The organism is Gryllotalpicola kribbensis, assembly GCF_039538245.1.
Classification (GTDB): Bacteria; Actinomycetota; Actinomycetes; order Actinomycetales; family Microbacteriaceae; genus Gryllotalpicola; species Gryllotalpicola kribbensis.
This window is the reverse complement of sequence record NZ_BAABBX010000009.1, coordinates 132,718-151,069: the sequence shown is the minus strand read 5'-3', so window position 1 is coordinate 151,069 and position 18,352 is coordinate 132,718. Positions and strand designations below refer to the sequence as shown.

The following is an 18,352-nucleotide window of genomic DNA, read 5'->3' as shown; positions in this document are numbered from 1 at the left end:
TCCAGCACCCGTTCCCGGGCGTCCTTCGCGCACGTGCGCGTCACCGTCTCCAGCGCACCCCAGGCCTTCCGCGCCCCCAGCCGCCGGGCAAGCGAGTCCTCACCGAGCGTCTCATCGGTGCGGTGGTCGAACTCGCGGGCGACGGCGATGCTCAGCGCATCGGCCTGCCGAACAAGAGCCTCCACCGCCTGCGCGAAACCGACCAGCTGGTCATCGCTCAGAAGGTCGGTGGCAGCCGGCATCATCGCCGTGACGCGCTCGAACGCCTCACGCAGACCCTGCCCCACAGCAGCCACGGCACGACCCCTTCCAGGTCACACTCCGAACGCCAGGCAGGCTCGGCCTGCGGCATCCGTACTCTCATCCTCGTGGCGCGGGGACATCACCCAGCATAACACAGATTCGAAACTCATGTGCCACAGCTGGCGAAAAAAATCAAATGAAAGTTCGAGCTAGAGCGCGGTCAGCCCTCGGCGCGCACGGCAGCCGTCGTCGATTCGCGAATGGCGAGGCGCGCGGAGATCAGCCGGGAGTCGACCGGGGACTCGCCGTCATCGAGAAGCGACACCACGCGCTCCAAGCCGATGACGCTCATATCGCGCGGCACGCTGTACCCCCGCGAGCGCACGACGTGCAGCTCTGCCCCGGCGGAGTAGCTGCTCGCGGGGTCCAGTCCCCGTCGAGCCGCAGGCACTGTCGCGCACGCGCGCCCGCGAGTTCGTCGGCCTCTGATCCGCTCGATGGCGTGTGGGAGATAACTGCGCTCTTATCAGGGGTTTGCATCCGACGCGCCGAGTTGGGCGGCCGGAAAATGTGATCACATTTGGATCACATATGGCCGCGAAGCGACCAGCGGGCGGCAGGCACCGCGTCAGACGGGCGCCCCCATCGTCGACGCGCGCACCGTGAGGCGCGGGGGCAGCGCCGTGGGGAACTCGAGCGGACTGCCCTCGACCCGGGCGAGCAGCGTGGCGACCGCGCGCCGGCCGAGCTCGTCGAAGTCCTGACGGATGGTCGTGAGCGGTGGCAGGTAGTGGGCGGATTCCGGCACGTCGTCGAAGCCGATCACCGACAGCTGCTCTGGTACCCGCAGCCCGCGCTCGACGGCGGCGTGCATCAGCCCGAGCGCCATCTGGTCGTTCGCGCAGAACACGGCGGTGAACCCGTGACCGCGCAGCTGCTGGAAGGCGAGGTAGCCCGACTCGGCGGTCCAGTCGCCCGCGGCGACGGCGGCCGGCTCGAGCCCCGCATCGCGCAGCGCGCCCTCGAATCCGCGGGTGCGTGCGAGCGCCTCCGACCAGTCGTCGGGCCCGGCGACGAGGGCGATTCGGCGGTGCCCGAGGCTGAGCAGGTGCTGCGCGGCGATCGCCGCACCGAGCTCGTTGTCGACCGAGAGGCCCGCGTCGGCATCGCGCAGCTCGGTCTGCATCGTGACGATGGGGATCGGGGCGCCGAGGTCGGCGAGCACCTGGGCGGTGCGCGTCTGCGGCGCGAGCACCGCGATGCCCTCGACCCCCTCGTCGATGAGGTGGCGCACGGCTTCCCGCAGCGAGCTGGCGTCGACGACGCGCGGGTTCGCGAGCATCGTCGAGTACCCGGCCTCGCGCGCCGCGTCCTCGATGGCGGCGATGCTGCTGGTCGGGCCGTAGTACGAGCCGTTGATCGCGGCCAGCACTCCGATCGTGTGGCTGCGGCTGGTCGCGAGCATGCGGGCGGCGCGGTTCGGCCGGAAGTCGAGACGCGCCACCGCGTCGAGCACCCGCTGCCGAGTCTCTGCCCGGATGTTCGGGTGCCCGTTGAGCACCCGTGACACGGTCTGGTACGAGACCCCGGCCTCGCGCGCGACGTCACGGATGTTGGCGACGTGCGGCACCTCGGACGGCGCATCTGCTTGACCGGTCACACGAAGAGCGTACCGACACGGATGTGACCGGTTCACAGGCATCCGCGCCGAAGGGATGACGCGATTTTGACGCGAGCGGATGCCTGCGCATAGCCTCTCTTGCGAACCGGTCACATTCCCGCGACAGTGACCGGTCGCAGCGGCCGAGCGGGCGCTGTGCGACGACGAAGGGGTTGTGCCGGAACTGTGACGGAAGACGTCCGCCAGATCATCACCGAGGGGAAGGCCAGCCTCGGCGTCGAGTTCGGCTCGACGCGCATCAAGGCCTGCCTGATCGGCCCGGACTCGACGGTGCTCGCCGTCGGCGGCCACGAGTGGGAGAACGAGCTCGTCGATGGGCGCTGGAGCTACTCTCTGGACGCCGTCTGGTCGGGCCTGCAGGCCGCCTACGCCGAACTCGCGGCCGAGGCCGAGGCACGCCACGGGGTGCGCCCGGCCACGCTCGCCGCCATCGGCGTCTCGGCGATGATGCACGGCTACCTCGCCTTCGACGACGAGGGCGAGCTGCTCGTTCCCTTCCGCACCTGGCGCAACACCTCGACAGGGCCGGCCGCGGCCGAGCTCACCGAGGCGCTCGGCTTCAACGTGCCGCTGCGCTGGTCGGTCGCCCACCTCTACCAGGCGGTGCTCGACGACGAGCCGCACGTGCCGCACGTCGACAAGCTCATGACGCTCGCGGTCTACGTGCACTGGCGCCTCACCGCGCGCTTCGTCGCAGGGGTGGGGGACGCCTCCGGCATGTTCCCGATCGACCCGGCGACCGGCGGCTACGACGCGGCGAAGCTGCGCGTCGCCGATGAGCTGATCGGCCGCCGCCTGCCTGAGCTGTCCCTTTCCGCCCTGCTGCCCGAGGTGCTGCCGGCGGGGGCCGACGCGGGCGCCCTCACGCCGGAGGGCGCGGCGCTGCTCGACCCGAGCGGCACGCTGCAGCCGGGCATCCGCCTCTGCCCGCCCGAGGGCGACGCGGGCACCGGAATGGTGGCGACCGGCGCGGTCGCCCCGCGCACCGGGAACGTCAGCGTCGGCACGAGCGTGTTCGCGATGGTCGTGCTCGAGCAGGCCCTTGCGGCCGTGCACCCCGAGATCGATGTGGTCGCGACGCCCGACGGCGCCCCCGTCGCCATGGTGCACTGCAACAACGGTGCGAGCGAGCTCGGCGCGTGGGCGTCGGTCTTCGGCCAGTTCGCGCGACGGCTCGGCGCGGCCGCCGACAGCGACACCGTCTTCGCTGCCCTGCTCGGGGCAGCCGCCGACGGTGACGCCGACGCCGGCGGGCTGCTCGCTTACAACTTCCTGTCGGGCGAGCCGATCGCGGGGCTCGACGAGGGGCGCCCGCTGGTCGTGCGCACGCCTGGCAGCTCACTGACTCTCGCGAACTTCATGCGCGCCCAGCTCTATTCGGTGTTCGCGACGCTGCGCCTCGGCATGGAGGTGCTGGGCGGCGAGGGCGTGCGCGTCGACCGGATGCTCGGCCACGGCGGCGTCTTCCGCACCGCCGACGTCGCGCAGCGCGCGCTCGCCGCGGCGCTGAACGTGCCCGTCGCGGTGCGCGCCTCGGCGAGCGAGGGCGGCGCGTGGGGCATCGCGCTGCTCGCCGCCTATCTCGACGCGGCCGACGAGCTGAGCCTCAGTGCCTATCTCGAGCAGCGCGTGTTCGCACGCGACGACGCGAGCGCCGTCGACCCCGAGCCGGGCGCGGTCGCGGGCTTCGACGACTTCCTCGCGCGGTTCCGCGCGGGGCTCGACATCGAGCGGGCGGCGGTCGCCGCCGGCGGCGACCGAGACGAGGGCGGAGACAGGACAGAACGCACGGACGGCGACGAAGGAGAGACGGCATGACGGCCACGGCCCCGAGCGGACGTGACAGCGCGATCGAGAAGGTCCGCGAGGAGGTGGCCGCGCTCCACGCCGAGCTGGTGCGCTACCGGCTCGTGGTGTGGACAGGCGGCAACATCTCAGGCAGGGTCCCCGGCGAGGACCTGTTCGTGATCAAGCCGAGCGGCGTCGACTACGACCACCTCGGCCCCGAGAACATGATCCTCTGCGACCTCGACGGCAACGTCATTCCCGGCACCCCGGGCAGTGAGCACGCGCCCTCGAGCGACACCGCGGCGCATGCATACGTCTACCGGAATATGCCGAACGTGGGCGGCGTCGTGCACACGCACTCGGGGTACGCCACGGCCTGGGCGGCGCGCGGCGAGCCCATCCCGTGCGTGATCACCGGAATGGCCGACGAGTTCGGCGGGGAGATCCCCGTCGGGCCGTTCGCGATCATCGGCGACGACTCGATCGGCCGCGGCATCGTCGCGACCCTCGAGGGGCACCGCTCGCGCGCGGTGCTGATGCAGAACCACGGTGTCTTCACGATCGGGAAGGACGCCCGCGACGCGGTCAAGGCGGCCGTCATGACCGAGGACGTCGCCCGCACGATCCACCTCGCCCGCCAGCTCGGCGAGCCGATCCCGATTCCGCAAGAGAAGATCGACGCCCTCTTCGACCGCTATCAGAACGTCTACGGACAGAAGCCCCAAGGATCACTGTGACCACTCCCATCACCTCATACGACGACTTCGAGGTCTGGTTCTTCACCGGCAGCCAGCACCTCTACGGCGAAGAGACCCTGCGACAGGTCGCCGAGCAGTCGCAGTCCCTCGTGGCGACGCTCGACGCGGCATCCGATGTGCCCGTCAAGATCGTGTGGAAGCCCGTGCTCACCGGCGCCGACCAGATCAGGCGCGCGGTGCTCGACGCGAACGCCGACGACCGCGTCATCGGCGTCATCACGTGGATGCACACCTTCAGCCCCGCCAAGATGTGGATCGCCGGGCTGCAGCTGCTCGCGAAGCCCCTGCTGCACCTGCACACGCAGGCGAACGTCGAGCTGCCGTACGGCGAGATCGACTTCGACTTCATGAACCTGAACCAGGCCGCCCACGGCGACCGCGAGTTCGGCTACGCGCTGACCCGGCTCGGCATCCGCCGCAAGTCGGTCGTCGGCCACGTCTCGAACCCGCGGGTTCAGGCGCGCGTCGGCACCTGGATGCGCGCGGCCGCGGGCCGCCACGCGCTGAGCGTCCTCAAGGTCGCCCGCTTCGGCGACAACATGCGCCAGGTCGCGGTGACCGAGGGCGACAAGACCGAGGCGCAGGCGAAGCTGGGCGTCGAGGTGAACACGTGGGGCGTGAACGAGCTGGCCCAGCGCGTCGAGGCGGCGACGGATGCCGAGATCGACGCCCTCGTCGACGAATACCTGTCGTCGTACGACGTCGTCGACGAGCTGAAGCCCGGCGCCGGGCGCCACCAGTCGCTGCGCGACGCCGCCGCGATCGAGGTCGGCCTGCGCGGCTTCCTGACCGACGGCGGCTTCGGGGCCTTCACCGACACCTTCGAGGACCTCGGCGCGCTGAAGCAGCTGCCGGGCGTCGCGGTGCAGCGGCTCATGGCAGAGGGCTACGGCTTCGGCGCAGAGGGCGACTGGAAGACGGCCGTGCTCGTGCACGCCGCCGCGGCGATGGGCGTCGGCCTGCCCGGCGGTGCGAGCCTCATGGAGGACTACACCTACGACCTCGTCGACGGTCACGAGACGATCCTGGGTGCGCACATGCTCGAGGTCTCCCCGTCGCTCACCTCGGCGAAGCCGAGCCTCGAGATCCACCCGCTCGGCATCGGCGGCAAAGACGACCCCGTGCGGCTCGTCTTCACGGCCGACCCCGGCCCCGCCGTCGTGGTGGCCCTCGCCGACCTGCGCGACCGCTTCCGGCTCACCGCGAACGTCGTCGACGTCGTCGAGCCCCGTGCGCCGCTGCCGCACCTTCCGGTGGGCCGTGCGGTGTGGCGCCCGCGCCCCGACTTCGAGACCTCTGCGACCGCGTGGCTCACGGCGGGCGCTGCGCATCACACGGTGATGTCGACGGCGGTCGGCCTCGAGGCGTTCGAGGATCTCGCGCGCATGCTCGGCGTCGAGCTGTTCGCGATCGACGAGCACACCCGTGCGCGCGACGTCGAGAACGTCACGCGCTGGAACCAGGCCTACTGGCGGCTGGAGGGGCGACCCTAGACCCCGGCGCGCCGGTTCGCCAGGAACGCGGCCTGCTTCTGCCACTGGAAGGTCTGACCGCCCTCGTGGCCGTTGTACGGGTACACCTCGATCGCCTTGTCGGCCGACGCCAGCGCGTTGAAGCCGGCGAAGGTCGTCGACGGCGGCACCACGGTGTCCATCAGCGCGACCGAGAACAGCGCGGGCGCCGTGATGCGCTTCGCGAAGTTCACCCCGTCGAAGTACGCGGCCGTGTTCCACACCGTCTCGGTGTGGTCGCGGTGCACCGACAGGTAGCGGGCGAGCTCTTGATAGGGGTCCGAGATGGCGACATCCGTGCCGTGCTCCCACGCGCACAGGAAGGCGACGTCGGGCATCAGCGCCCAGATGTCGTCGCTGAGCGCCGCGGCCGCGATCGCGATGCCGCCGCCCTGGCTGCCGCCGGTGACGGCGACGCGCGCGGGGTCGATGAAGTCCCACGTGCGCACCTCGTCGACGAGGCGCGCGGCGTCGGTGAAGACGCGGCGGTAGTAGTGCTGCCTCGGGTCGAGGATGCCCCGGGTCATCCACCCCGACACGGCGGCGTTCGCGCCGTGGGGGTCGGGCGTCTCGCCGCCGGTTCCCCAGCCGGAGCCCTGGCCGCGGGTGTCCATGAACACGTGCACATAGCCCGCGAGCGCCCAGAGCACGCGCTCGCCCGCCACCCCGCGGCCGCCGTTGTAGCCGTTGAACTCGACGACGACGGGCAGCCTCTCGCCCTCGCGCCCCGTCGGGCGGGCCACCCACGCCTTGATCGGCTCGGCGCCCCACCCGGGGAAGGTGAGGTCCTCGACGATGAGCTCGGTGATGGGCGTGTCGGCCGGGGTGCGGCGGGCGGCGGCCGCGGCTCCGGCGAGGTCCGCCGCGGTGCGGGCCTCGGCCAGGGTCTCGCGCCAGAACGCGTCGAAGTCCTCCGGCTCGCGGACGGTCGGGGTGAAGGCTCGCAACTGCGCGAGCGACATGTCGGTGAGCGGCATGCTTCGACCCTATGCGAGCAGCAGCCCCTACGATCGGCGCATGAGACCCCGCGTGCTCGTCGTGCAGAACTCCGACGGCAGCGGGGTGCGGCGGTTCGGCGCGTGGTGGCACGCGGACGGCCTCGAGCTCGAGCTGCGCCGCGGCGCCGACGGGCTGCCCGCGACGCTCGCCGGCTTCGACGGCCTCGTGCTGCTCGGCGGGGCGTTCCTGCCGAGCGACGACGCCCGCGCGCCGTGGCTGGCGCGCGAGCGGGCACTCGCGGCCGAGGCGCTCGCGGCGGGCATCCCGACCCTCGGCATCTGCCTCGGCGGCCAGCTGCTCGCCGAGGTCGCGGGCGGTGAGGTGCGCGGCCGCCACGGGCGGCCCGAGCGCGGGTCGACCGCGATCTGCGTGACGGATGCCTCGGCCGGCGACCCTCTGCTCGAGGGCGTCCCTCGCCGCATCTCGATGCTCGAGAACCACCGGGACTCGATCACCGCCCTGCCCGCCGGCGCCGTGCTGCTCGCGAGCAGCGTGGACCACCCCAACCAGGCGTTCCGCCTCGGCGCGAGCGCCTGGGGCCTCCAGTTCCACCCCGAGGTGGCGGCGGCCGATCTCGTCAGGTGGAAGCAGGAGGACTTCGCGGCGGAAGAGGGCGTCGACCTGCAGGCGGTGCGCGCACTCGCCGAGGCGGCCGAGCCGCTCGCGGCATCCGTCGCCCGCACGATCGCGACCAACTTCGCGGCGGTCACCCGCGCTCGCGCTGCTCAGATCCGCTCGACGCTGTCCGGACCCGAGCAGCGCGCAGAGGATCCGAGCAGCGCCACCGGCCACGGCCTCGCCGGCGACATCCCGATAGACTCCGCTTAACCGATTCACCTCTCGGGGTGGGCGGCACGACGACGACATCAATGGAGAGGTTCACGTTCGTAATGAGCACCACCGACGACTTCCGCGAGAGCGGCCTGACGTTCCCCGAGGGCTTCACGTTCGGCACGGCCACCGCCGCCTACCAGATCGAGGGCGCCGTCGCCGAGGACGGCCGGAAGCCCAGCATCTGGGACACGTTCAGTCACACCCCCGGGAAGGTCGCGAACGGCGACACGGGCGACGTGGCGGTGGACTTCTACCACCGCGTCGACGAGGACCTCGACCTCATCAAGAGCCTCGGGCTCGGGGCATACCGCCTCTCCATCGCCTGGCCGCGCATCGTCCCCGACGGAACGGGCGACGTGAACGAGGCCGGCCTCGCGTTCTACGAGCGCGTGATCGACGGGCTGATCGCCCGCGACATCGAGCCCGTCGTCACCCTCTACCACTGGGACCTGCCGCAGGCGCTCGAAGACCGCGGCGGCTGGACCAATCGCGAGACGAGCTATGCATTCGCGCAGTACGCCCGTGTCGTCGGCGAGCGCCTCGGCGACCGCGTCTCGGTGTGGACCACGCTGAACGAGCCGTGGTGCGCCGCCTACCTCGGCTACGCCAACGGCCACCACGCGCCCGGCATCCGCAGCGAGCTCGCCAGCCTGCAGGCCGTGCACCACCTCAACCTCGCGCACGGGCTCGCGCTCATCGAGCTGCGCAAGGTCGTGACGAAGGCGGATGCCAGGTACTCGGTCACCAACAACCTGGCGTCCGTCTATGCCGCAGACCCGAGCAACCCGGAGGACGTCGACGCGAAGCGCCAGATCGAGGCGCTGCGCAACCGCGCCTTCACCGACCCCCAGCTGCGCGGGCGCTACCCGCAGGACCTGCTCGACGACACGAAGCACATCACCGACTGGTCGTTCGTCGAAGACGGCGACCTCGAGCTGATCCACCAGCCGATCGACCTCGTGGGCATCAACTACTACAACACCGACACCGTGCGCCGCGGCGCCGAGCACTCGACCGAGGGCACGCCCTTCCCCGGCGCGACCCGCGTCGAGTGGGCGCCGCAGCCGGGCCCCGTGACGGCGATGGGGTGGAACATCGAGCCGAAGGGCCTCTACGACCTGCTCGTCTCGACCCACGAGCTCTACCCCGAGTACGACCTCGTCATCACCGAGAACGGCGCCGCCTACGACGACGTGCTCGTCGAAGAGGGCGGCGAGCGCCGTGTGCACGACCCCGAGCGCATCGACTTCCTGCAGCGCCACTTCGTCGCCGCCCATCGTGCGATCGAGGCCGGCGTGCCGCTCACCGGGTATTTCGTCTGGTCGCTGATGGACAACTTTGAGTGGGCCTTCGGCTATGAGAAGCGCTTCGGCATCGTCTACGTCGACTACGCGACGCAGGTGCGCACCAAGAAGGACAGCGCGCTCTGGTACACGAGGCTCGCCGAGACCGGCACCATCCCGGAGGCGTAGCCGCGGGACCCGCCCTGGGTGCGGCGCGCGGCCGGGGCATCCCCGCCGACTTCGTGGGATGCTCGGAGGCGAGCGATGCGCGCGATGCGCGCGATGCGACGAGCGGCTGACGAGATGAGGTGCGGGTGACGACCAGGCGCGGCAACAACCTCGACAGCGTGCGCATGCACAACCTGTCGACCGTGCTGACGATCGCCCACCATGTCGGCCCGGTGTCGCGGTCGGATGTCACGCGTGAGACCGGCCTCAACCGGTCGACCATCGGCGCGCTCGTCGGCGAGCTCGTCGAGCTGGGGCTCGTCACCGAGTCGGGGCCGAACGCGAATCTGCGGGTCGGGCGGCCGAGCCCGGTCATCTCGCCCAATCCGCGCATCGCGGCGCTCGCGGTGAATCCCGAGATCGACGCCGTGACCGTCGGCCTCGTCGGGCTCGACGGGCGGGTGCAGCAGCGCCGTCGCGTCGCGCTCGATCACGTGCCGAGCCCCGACGAGGCCGTCGCCGCGGCGGCCGGCGCCATCACCGGCCTCATCGAGACGGCATCCGTCGAGCGCGTCGTCGGCGTCGGCGTGGCCATGCCCGGCCTCGTGCGCCCCGCCGACGGGCTGGTGCGGCGGGCGCCGCACCTCGGCTGGGTCGACGTGCCGTTCGCGCAGATGCTGACGGATGCCACCGGACTGCCGGTCCGCGCGTCGAACGACGCCCAGCTCGGCGCCTACGCCGAGCACGTCTTCGGCGCGGGTGTCGGGGTGAGCGAGCTGATCTATGTGAACGGCGGCTCGAGCGGCATCGGCGGGGGAGTGATCCTCGGCGGCGCGGCGTTCACCGGCGCGGCCGGCCACGCGGGCGAGCTCGGGCACGTGCGCGTCGGGTCGAGCGACGCCGTCGACTCCGGCGGGCTCGCCGGGACCTTCGAGGCCGAGGTGAGCCGCGCGCGGCTGCTCGCAGCGCTCGGGCTCGAGGGCGCGAGCATCGACGCCGACGGGCTGACGGCCGCGATCCTCGCCTCGGACGACCCGGCCGTGCGGGCCGAGGTGCACCGCCAGCTCGAGCTGCTCGGCATCGCGCTCAGCACCGCGCTCACGCTCTTCAACCCCCGGCTCGTGGTGCTGGGCGGATTCCTCGCCACGATCTACCAGGCCGACGGCGCGGTGCTCGACAGGGCCGTCGCCCGCGCCACTCTGCCCGAGACGCTCGAGGGCGTGCAGATCACGCGCACGCGCCTCGGCAGCGACATCCTGCTGATCGGCGCCTCCGAGCTCGCGTTCGAGGCGCTGCTCTCCGACCCGGCATCGCTCGGCGGGGCATCCGCATAGCCCGCGCGAGCGCCCGGTCGTCGAAAACGCGCCCCAACGGGGGTGCATTCGCCCCCTTAATGACGACCCGGAATTCGCGTAGCATTGACGTGCGCCGTCGAATCGATTCGATCTTGAACGAATCCGGTGCGCCGCAGACCACGCACCTCTTCGCACAGGACTTCGCTTGACCTCCACCGCTCCTCTCGACCTGACGCTCGCCGCCTCTGACGAGCCCGCACCGCTGCGCCACCCCGGTGACGCGCTCAGCAGGCGCCAGCGCCTCAGTTACGTGCTGATCCTCGGGGCGCTGACCGCGCTCGGCCCGTTCACGATGGACACCTACCTGCCGAGCCTGCCGACGCTGAAGGTCGACCTGAACACGACGACCTCGCTCACGCAGCTGACGCTCACCGCGACGACGGTCGGCTTCGGCATCGGCCAGCTGCTCGTCGGCCCGTGGAGCGATCGGGTCGGCCGGCGGCTGCCGCTGATCCTCGCGACGAGCCTGCACATCCTCGCCTGCCTCGGCGCCGCGCTCGCCCCGAACATCGAGGTGCTGAGCATCTTCCGCTTCCTGCAGGGCTTCGGCGCGGCGGCAGGCGGCGTCGTCGCGCAGGCGATGGTGCGCGACCTGTTCGGCGGGCGGCCGCTCGTGCGCATGCTCTCGAACCTCGCGCTCGTGAACGGCCTCGCCCCGGTCATCGCCCCCGTGCTCGGCTCGCAGCTGCTGCTGATCATGCCGTGGCGCGGCATCTTCTGGGTGCTGGCCGCCTACGGCGCCTTCGTCGTCGGCTGCGTCGCGCTCTGGATCGTCGAGACGCGCCCGAAGTCCGCGCGGCACAGCTCGGTGCACGCGACGACCGGCGCACGCTACAAGGCGGTGCTCACCGACCGCATCTACATCGGCATCGTGCTCGTCGGCGCCATGAACTTCTCGGGGCTGTTCGCGTACCTCTCGGCGAGCACCTTCCTCTTCCAGGACCTCTACCACTTCAGCGCCCAGCAGTACGGCCTGCTGTTCGCGGTCAACTCCGTCGGCATCATCATCGGCGTGCAGACGGCGGGCCGGCTCTCGCACCGCATCCCCCCGCAGTGGATCCTCGCCTGGTCGACCGCCGTCATGCTCGCCGCCGCGATCGCGATCGTCCTCACGAGCGCCGCCGGGCTGGGCGAATGGGGTGTCATGGTCCCGCTCTGGTTCTTCATCTGCGCGTGCGGCTTCGGATTCCCGACCGTCGGCGTCCTCACGATGAACTCGCACCCGCACGAGGCGGGCACGGCGGCCTCACTGCTCGGCGCCTTCCAGTTCGTGCTCGCCGGCATCGTGGCCCCGATCGTCGGCCTGTTCCACCTGACCAGCGGGCTGCCCATGGGCGCCATCATGATCGTCACCTCGACGCTGTCGGTGCTGAGCCTGTGGTTCATCGTGCGGCCGAAGACGGTGCCCGACATCGGGCACTAGCTAGCCCCACAGGGCCGAGAGCGCGTGCCAGGCCGTGTGCCAGTCGCGCAGGCGGCCGGCCGGCACGCCGGTGACGGATGCCACCACCTCGATGCGCCGCGCGAGCCGTGCCTCCTCGTGGTTCGCCGCGAACGTCTCGGGCGGGTTGCACAGCAGGTTCGCGTAGTCGAAGCCGCTTTCGCCGATGAGCGCCTTCGGGTCGATCGCCTTCCAGACGGGCGCGCCGGCCGAGCCGAAGTCGAGCACGTTGCCGTGGTGGATGTCGCCGTGCAGCACGACCTCGTCCCACGGGGCGTCGAGCAGGCGCAGCGCCGTCTCGCGCGCGTCGGCGAGGGCATGATCGGATGTCTCGAGCAGGTCTCGGAACCAGCGGCGCAGCGGCACCAGCCGCACGCTCGTGTCCGGCTCGACGTGCAGCCGCACCGCCGTCTCGGCGAGCACCCGCGTCGCCGCGTCGTCGTCCTGTGCCGCGAGCTCGGTGAGCGACCGCGGGCCGGCTGCGCGCTCAAGCAGCACCGCGGGGCCGAGCTGCTGGAGCACCCGCGCCGAGGCGCCGGCGCCTCTGTCGGACCACCATGCCATCAGGGCGTTCCCGCGCTGCTCTTCGAGAACGCGGGCGAGCTTCAGGACGGCGGGAGTTCCGTCCGCGGTGCGGACGAAGGTGACCTCGCTGCTGCGGGTCGCGACGGTCGAGGCATCCGTCGTCAGCTGCCAGGCGTCGAGATAGGAGGTGGTCGTGTCCACGCGCCCCAGTCTGCCCGGTAGGCTTGTCGGCAGGAGGACCCATGACTGTCATCAAGCTCGTGATCGCCGCCATCTTCTTCGCCGGCGGCTTCGTGCTCTTCGCCGTCGCGCCTGAGCTGCCGAGCTGGCAGGCGCCGGTCTTCTTCGCCGGCATCGTCGCGATCGCCCTGTCGTTCGCCCTGCCGATGAACGTCTTCTCGCGGTCCAGCTAGGCACCGCCACCGAAGGGCCGGCGCGGCGATGAGGCGTGTGCGTGCAGTCGTGACCGGCGACGTCCAGGGCGTCGGGTTCCGCTACGCGGCCCGAGATCACGCGCTCGAGCTCGGTCTCGCCGGCTGGGTGCGCAACACGCCGCACGGGGCGGTCGAGGCCGAGATCGAAGGCGAGTCCGGAGTCGTCGAGCGCATGCTCGCCTGGCTCGACCGCGGGCCGCAGGCGGCGCGCGTGGCGTCGGTCGAGGTCACCGAGATCCCCGTCGTGCACGAGACCGCCTTCGCCATTCGGAGCTGACGCGACCCGGCCGTAACGTACGCGAACCGTGAGCCTGCTATGTTCACCAGCAGTTCACCTTCCTTACACCCGATCGGGGGCCACTGTGACTCGCACTTCCCAACGCCTTCCCCTGTTCATCGGCGCGGCCATCGCCGCCGGTGGGCTCGTTCTGGGCGGCACCTTCGCCGCCAGCGCCCACCCCGGCTCGCCCGCCGCCGCCAACCAGACCGTCGTCGATCGTCAGGCGGCCGGCGCGCTCGCCGAGAACTCCTACGTTCCGAAGGACGGCAACGCCGAGCCGAACATCGGCATCGTCGAAGACCAGATCAAGGCCTACTACGGCTCGGCCACGACCACCTACGACATCCCCGGTGTCGGCGACGACGTCACGGCGACGATCCCGTCGAGCACCTCGAACTACGCGAAGCAGATGGCGCAGATCGTCGCGGGCGCCGAGAAGTACCTCACCTCGCCGCAGGCCCGCCCCGCCCACGGCACCAAGCCGGCCATCGTCTTCGACGTCGACGACACGCTGCTGAACACCTACGACTACGAGATCGCGAACGCGTTCGGCTACAACCCCACGATCAACGGCTACTGGGTGAACGCGGGCGCGTTCCCCGCCGTGCCCGGCATGGTCGGCCTCTACAAGTTCGCGCAGGCGCACGGCTACACGGTGTTCTTCATCACGGGGCGCCCCGAGGCCCAGCGCGCAGCGACCGAGGCCAACCTCGCGAGCACGGGCTACGGCACGATCGACGACTCGAAGCTGTTCCTCAAGCAGCCGACCACGCCGTCGTATCTGAGCTGCGCGGCCGCCAGCTGCACCACCATCGAGTACAAGTCGGGCACCCGTGCGCACATCGAGACGCAGGGCTACGACATCGTGGCCGACTTCGGCGACCAGTACTCCGACCTGACGGGCGCGGCGCACGGCAAGCAGTTCAAGCTGCCGAACCCGATGTACTACCTGCCGTAACGAGCGCAGACTGAGCGCATGAGCGCTCGGGGGCATCGGATGCCGCGGCCGCTCCTCCTTCTCGGGGGAGCGGCCGCGGCTCTTGTGCTCGCGGCGTGCACCGGCGGCGGCTCGCACGTCGCGGCGTCATCGCCGCCTGCGTTGCCGAGCCGGTCTGCGCCAGCATCGCCGACGCCCTCGGTGACGGCGACCACGCCCGTCGCGCGAACCCCGCTGTGGGCGAGCTACCACGGCGACCCGTCGCGCACAGCGGCGGTCGCGGGGCCGTCGCCCGTGAACGCACGGCGGCTGTGGACGGCAGACCTGGGGGCCGCGGTGTACGGCCAGCCGGTCGCGATCGGCGACACCGTGATCGCCGGCACGGAAGGCGATCGCGTCGTCGCCCTCGACCGCACGACCGGGCGGCAGCTGTGGTCGTATTCGCTCGGCACGCCGCTCACGAACGTCGCGAGTCGCGCCGGCTGCGGCAACATCGACCCGCTCGGCATCACCTCTTCGCTCGCGATCGACCCCGCGCGCGGCGAGGTCTTCGCGGTCGGCGAGGTCGTCGACGGCGACGGGGCGGTGCACCATCGCCTCGTCGGGCTGGCCGTCTCGGACGGGGCGGTCATGCTGAGCGAGAACGTCGACCCTCCGCTCGGTGCGGGCGAGCAGCCGATCCACCTGCTGCAGCGCGCGGGGCTCGCCGTCGGGAACGGCCGCGTCTACATCGGCTACGGCGGCAACATCGGCGACTGCGGCTTCTATCACGGGTGGCTTGTCGGGGCATCCGAGACCGCGAAGGGCGACCTCGTGAGCTTCAAGGTCGCGCCCGACGGCGAGGGCGGCGCGATCTGGCTCTCGGGTGGCGCACCCGCGATCGGCGCCGACGGCAGCGTCTACGTGACGACGGGCAATGCCAATCCGTTCCCGCCCGGCCAGGACAGGCTGCAGTACACCGAGAGCGTCGTGAAGCTGACGCCGCGCCTCGAGGTCGCGGCCGCGTTCAAGGACCCGGATGCCGGCGGCGACGAGGACCTCGCGACCGGCAACCCGGTGCTCCTTCCGGGTGGCGTCGTCTTCGCCGTGGGCAAGACGGATGTCGGCTACGCGCTGCGCTCCTCCGACCTCGGGCGCGTCGCCGAGGTGCGCGGGGTGTGCGGCAGCGACCCCGACGGCGGCCCCGCCTACGACCCCGTGACGAAGCGGCTGTTCGTGCCGTGCCGCGGCGGGGGCATCCAGGTCATCGAGACCGCATCGTGGAAGCTGGGCCCGCGCGTCTCTGGAGCGAACAGCGCTCCCATCGTCGTCGGCGACACCGTCTGGGCGACCACGTACCCCGACGGCGGGCTCGTGGCGTTCGGTGCATCCTCCGGGCGCGGCACGACGCACCTCGAGACGGGGCCCGTGCCGAACTTCGCGACGCCGTCGTTCGCCGGCGGCGTGCTGCTTCTCGGCACGAGGTCGGGAGTCGCGGCGTTCGGCCGCTGACCGGTTGCGCCGCGCGCTGCTGCGCTGCGCCGCGCCCCGGTCCCTGCTGCTGAGGCTTCGAGGCGACGGGTCGGCTACAGCGCCTGCTCGAGGGCGGGGGAGGAGGCGCGGAAGAAGGCGGCGAGGCCGTCGCGGCCCGAGACTCCGAGCTTGACGCGGGCGTGATGCAGGTGTGACTCGACGGTGCGCACCGAGAGGTACAGCTCGGCCGCGATCTGGGCATTGGTGCGTCCCGTCGCAGCGAGCCGGGCCACGAGGATCTCGCGTGCGCTCAGCAGCTTCCACGCCGCCGCATGCAGGGCGGGCGCGATGGGCGTGATGACCGCTGTGCGATCGGAGGTCGGCCCCTCGCCCCGGCCCACGTCCTCTCCCCGGTCTGCGCCCGCACCCCGGCTCGGCGCTGCGGCCGAGGCATCCGGCAGCGCCTCGGCCCGTTGCGTCGCGGGCGTGCGGCGCTGTGCCTCGTCGAGCACGAGAGCGGCCAGCGCGGGGCTCGCGGGCTCGAGCCGCACTGCGATCGTGCGGGCGAGCACGGCCGCCTGGGTCGCCTGACCCGCGCCCAGCTTGAGGCTCACGCGGGCGCGTGCCAGCGCGAAGGCGGCGCGGCTGTCGCCGCTCGCCCGCACGGTCGGCGCGACCCTGCGCAGCAGAGTGCGGGCCTCGGCGACGTCACCCGTCAGAGCGAGAGCGCGGGCGTACTCGATCTCGATCCACGTCTGCAGGCGCTCGGGAACCGTGCTCGTGTCGATGGCGGCGAGCGAGCGCCGCGCCGCGTCGGCGTCGCCGGCGCTCTCGGCACAGAGCGCCTCGAACCACTTCGCGAAGGCGAGGTTCTGCACGCTCTGGCCGCCGAGTGCGGTCGCGGTCGCGACGACGTCGCGCAGCATCGCGGGCAGTGCGTCGGGCGCCTCGTGGCGCACGAGCGCGGCCATCAGCAGGCACGCACGCACCTGGAACGTCGCCGTGTGCGCGGCAGAGGACCGCACCGCGCCGCCGATGGTCTCAGACGCTTCGAGGCTCGCCATGCGCAGCAGCTCGTCGCAGTCGTCGCCGTCCTGCGAGCTCGCGAGAACCCGGCCGAGGAAGCCCGCGGCCAGCGCCGAGGCGCGGGTGCCGCGGTGCGCAGGCAGCGCGGCGAGGTACGACGACACCGAGGCGGCGTCTGCGCCGCCCTCGCCCGGGGCCAGCTCGCGGAAACGGTCGGGCAGCGCGAGCTCGCTGCGCCAGGCGGGCGAGCCGGGCAGCCAGTCCTGCGCCCGGGCCGTCACGGCCTCGAACGCGCGCTTGTCGCCGAGGTGCCAGACGAGCACGCAGTTGTAGCGGTTGAGGAGCATGCGCGCCTCGCGCTCGTCCGCGACGAGGGGTTCCGCCTCGCGCAGCAGCGCGAGTGCGCCGTCGTGGTCGTGCAGCGCGGCGCTCGCCCGGGCGCGCTCGATCAGCGTCATGGCGTCGCCGCCTGCTGTGCGGGGGCAGCGCGCGAGCAGCGCCAGAGCCTGCTGGGCGCGGCCGGCCCGGGTGTAGAGCCGTGCAGCCGCAAGCAGCACCTCGCGCACCTCGCCGGCCGGGTAGCTGGCGAGCGCGCTGCATGCGTTCAATCGCAGCCAGGTGCCCACCAGGAAGACGGCTTCGATCGGCGAGCGACTGCCCTCGGGGGCGAAGCGCATCAGGATGTCGGCGGCGTGCTCGAGGGCCGTGCTCTCCTGCTCGGCGGTGAGCAGGCTCGAAGCGACGTCGGCGACGGCCGGCGCTACGTGCACCGCCTCGTCGGCGCCGATCTCGAGCAGCTCGGCGTCGACGAGTGCCGTGATGTCGCCGCGCCGCACGATCTCGCGGGCCCGGTCGATGGTGACTCCGCTCAGACGGCCGAGCACGGCGAGCGCGCTCAGCAGCGAGCGGTCTCGGCCCGCGAGGCGCGGGCGCAGCAGCTCGATCGCCTCGGCGGGCGGAAGCTCGCGCGCCTCGGGGTCGAGCAGTTCGGGCAGCTGGGCGAGACGGCCTCTGCGCACGGCATCCGCGACGTAGACCTTGATCAGCGCGGGCAGGCCACCGCTCATGCGCCGGATCTTCTCGCCCCAGAACGCGCCCAGCGCGTGGGGTGCGGCACAGGCCTCCGCGAGTTCGATCGCGTCGGGGCCCGCGAGGGCGGGCAGCCGCAGGCGCGGTGCCCCCGTCGCCGAGATCCAGGCGTGCACGACCGGCGACAGCGCCGCGGCCTGCGCCGGGTCGACCTCGCTGATCGGCAGGCCCGCGAGGCACAGGGTGATGGCACGTCGCCCCGCGTCCTCGCAGAGCAGCTCGAGCAGCCGGATGTCCAGCCGGTGCGCGTCGTCGACGATGACGACCGGATGCCGCGCCTCGAGCGCCGCGAGATCGACGACGGCGTTCGCGCTGTTCGTGAGCAGAACGGATGCCCCGGCATCCGTCATGGTCCGGCTCAGTTCCGCCAGGAAGCGCGTCTTCCCCATGCCGGCGACGCCGGTGACGAGCAGCCCCCTGCCGCTCTCGAGAGCCTGTCTCGCGACGCGCAGCTCATGGCTGCGCCCGATCAGTTTCCCGTCCTCCATCGTTCCCCCCAGATCGATCAGGTGCGGTGCCTTTTTAGGTGCGGTGCTTTTTAGGTGCGG

The 18,352-nt window shown here is 71.8% G+C and carries 17 protein-coding genes; 11 read left to right on the top strand and 6 right to left on the bottom strand.

All coding sequences use genetic code 11. From position 1 onward, the window contains the following. The 3 genes from ABD716_RS06485 to ABD716_RS06475 form a co-directional block, all read right to left on the bottom strand. Positions 1-296: hypothetical protein (locus ABD716_RS06485; protein ID WP_344772940.1), on the bottom strand; the 296-nt coding region annotated here is incomplete at its 3' end. A 167-nt stretch (positions 297-463) separates the two neighbouring features. Next, positions 464-595: a hypothetical protein gene (locus tag ABD716_RS06480; protein WP_344775022.1), complete on the bottom strand. Its 132-nt coding sequence runs from the start codon at positions 593-595 to the stop codon at positions 464-466. Between the two features lie 276 nt (positions 596-871). Then, on the bottom strand, positions 872-1,903 hold the full coding sequence (locus ABD716_RS06475; RefSeq protein ID WP_344775020.1) for a LacI family DNA-binding transcriptional regulator: 1,032 nt from the start codon (positions 1,901-1,903) through the stop codon (positions 872-874). Between the two features lie 186 nt (positions 1,904-2,089). On the opposite strand from ABD716_RS06475, the gene ABD716_RS06470 reads away from it, so the two are divergent. From ABD716_RS06470 to araA, 3 genes are read left to right on the top strand one after another with little or no spacing between them, the layout of a single operon-like run. Next, complete coding sequence (locus ABD716_RS06470) at positions 2,090-3,742, top strand: xylulokinase (RefSeq protein WP_344775018.1); 1,653 nt, start codon at positions 2,090-2,092, stop codon at positions 3,740-3,742. After that, on the top strand, positions 3,739-4,449 hold the full coding sequence (locus tag ABD716_RS06465; protein ID WP_344775016.1) for an L-ribulose-5-phosphate 4-epimerase: 711 nt from the start codon (positions 3,739-3,741) through the stop codon (positions 4,447-4,449). Before ABD716_RS06470 ends, ABD716_RS06465 begins: the two co-directional genes overlap by 4 nt. Beyond that, positions 4,446-5,963, top strand: a complete 1,518-nt coding sequence (gene araA, locus ABD716_RS06460) for an L-arabinose isomerase (RefSeq protein WP_344775014.1) — start codon at positions 4,446-4,448, stop codon at positions 5,961-5,963. The genes ABD716_RS06465 and araA overlap by 4 nt, the downstream gene beginning before the upstream one ends. Here araA and ABD716_RS06455 read toward each other — a convergent pair. After that, entirely contained in the window at positions 5,960-6,958 is a 999-nt protein-coding gene (locus ABD716_RS06455) for an acetylxylan esterase (protein ID WP_344775012.1), read from the bottom strand. The genes araA and ABD716_RS06455 overlap by 4 nt on opposite strands. A gap of 40 nt (positions 6,959-6,998) precedes the next feature. Between ABD716_RS06455 and ABD716_RS06450 the strand changes: the two genes are divergently transcribed. The 4 genes from ABD716_RS06450 to ABD716_RS06435 all read left to right on the top strand — a co-directional run bounded on the left by ABD716_RS06450 (position 6,999) and on the right by ABD716_RS06435 (position 12,043). After that, on the top strand, positions 6,999-7,808 hold the full coding sequence (locus ABD716_RS06450; protein ID WP_344775010.1) for a type 1 glutamine amidotransferase: 810 nt from the start codon (positions 6,999-7,001) through the stop codon (positions 7,806-7,808). 62 nt (positions 7,809-7,870) lie between these two features. Next, complete coding sequence (locus tag ABD716_RS06445; protein ID WP_344775008.1) at positions 7,871-9,286, top strand: GH1 family beta-glucosidase; 1,416 nt, start codon at positions 7,871-7,873, stop codon at positions 9,284-9,286. A 125-nt stretch (positions 9,287-9,411) separates the two neighbouring features. Next, positions 9,412-10,599, top strand: coding sequence for an ROK family protein (locus ABD716_RS06440; RefSeq protein WP_344775005.1), 1,188 nt, complete (start codon positions 9,412-9,414; stop codon positions 10,597-10,599). A 223-nt stretch (positions 10,600-10,822) separates the two neighbouring features. Then, positions 10,823-12,043, top strand: a complete 1,221-nt coding sequence (locus ABD716_RS06435) for a multidrug effflux MFS transporter (RefSeq protein ID WP_425553395.1) — start codon at positions 10,823-10,825, stop codon at positions 12,041-12,043. Here the strand turns inward: ABD716_RS06435 and ABD716_RS06430 are convergent, their stop codons facing one another. Continuing rightward, complete coding sequence (locus tag ABD716_RS06430; RefSeq protein ID WP_344775001.1) at positions 12,044-12,787, bottom strand: aminoglycoside phosphotransferase family protein; 744 nt, start codon at positions 12,785-12,787, stop codon at positions 12,044-12,046. 41 nt (positions 12,788-12,828) lie between these two features. Here ABD716_RS06430 and ABD716_RS06425 point away from each other — a divergent pair, with 41 nt between their 5' ends. The 4 genes from ABD716_RS06425 to ABD716_RS06410 all read left to right on the top strand — a co-directional run bounded on the left by ABD716_RS06425 (position 12,829) and on the right by ABD716_RS06410 (position 15,728). After that, positions 12,829-12,999, top strand: a complete 171-nt coding sequence (locus tag ABD716_RS06425) for a hypothetical protein (protein WP_344774999.1) — start codon at positions 12,829-12,831, stop codon at positions 12,997-12,999. 49 nt (positions 13,000-13,048) lie between these two features. Further along, positions 13,049-13,297, top strand: a complete 249-nt coding sequence (locus ABD716_RS06420) for an acylphosphatase (RefSeq protein ID WP_344774997.1) — start codon at positions 13,049-13,051, stop codon at positions 13,295-13,297. 85 nt (positions 13,298-13,382) lie between these two features. After that, a complete protein-coding gene (locus ABD716_RS06415; RefSeq protein ID WP_344774995.1) occupies positions 13,383-14,258 on the top strand; it encodes an HAD family acid phosphatase in 876 nt (291 codons plus the stop codon). 18 nt (positions 14,259-14,276) lie between these two features. Next, a complete protein-coding gene (locus ABD716_RS06410; RefSeq protein WP_344774993.1) occupies positions 14,277-15,728 on the top strand; it encodes an outer membrane protein assembly factor BamB family protein in 1,452 nt (483 codons plus the stop codon). A gap of 74 nt (positions 15,729-15,802) precedes the next feature. Here ABD716_RS06410 and ABD716_RS06405 read toward each other — a convergent pair whose 3' ends face one another. Continuing rightward, positions 15,803-18,292 carry a helix-turn-helix transcriptional regulator gene (locus ABD716_RS06405; RefSeq protein ID WP_344774991.1) on the bottom strand — a complete coding sequence of 830 codons (2,490 nt, stop codon included), beginning with the start codon at positions 18,290-18,292 and terminating at the stop codon, positions 15,803-15,805. Positions 18,293-18,352 lie beyond the last annotated feature (60 nt).

What these genes read in the sequence shown, in the direction of transcription:
- ABD716_RS06455 (WP_344775012.1), bottom strand. Translation starts at nt 6,958, where the DNA reads ATGCCGCTCACCGACATGTCGCTCGCGCAGTTGCGAGCCTTCACCCCG.
- ABD716_RS06425 (WP_344774999.1), top strand. Translation starts at nt 12,829, where the DNA reads ATGACTGTCATCAAGCTCGTGATCGCCGCCATCTTCTTCGCCGGCGGC.
- ABD716_RS06410 (WP_344774993.1), top strand. Translation starts at nt 14,277, where the DNA reads ATGAGCGCTCGGGGGCATCGGATGCCGCGGCCGCTCCTCCTTCTCGGG.
- ABD716_RS06405 (WP_344774991.1), bottom strand. Translation starts at nt 18,292, where the DNA reads ATGGAGGACGGGAAACTGATCGGGCGCAGCCATGAGCTGCGCGTCGCG.
- ABD716_RS06465 (WP_344775016.1), top strand. Translation starts at nt 3,739, where the DNA reads ATGACGGCCACGGCCCCGAGCGGACGTGACAGCGCGATCGAGAAGGTC.
- ABD716_RS06445 (WP_344775008.1), top strand. Translation starts at nt 7,871, where the DNA reads ATGAGCACCACCGACGACTTCCGCGAGAGCGGCCTGACGTTCCCCGAG.
- ABD716_RS06450 (WP_344775010.1), top strand. Translation starts at nt 6,999, where the DNA reads ATGAGACCCCGCGTGCTCGTCGTGCAGAACTCCGACGGCAGCGGGGTG.
- ABD716_RS06480 (WP_344775022.1), bottom strand. Translation starts at nt 595, where the DNA reads ATGAGCGTCATCGGCTTGGAGCGCGTGGTGTCGCTTCTCGATGACGGC.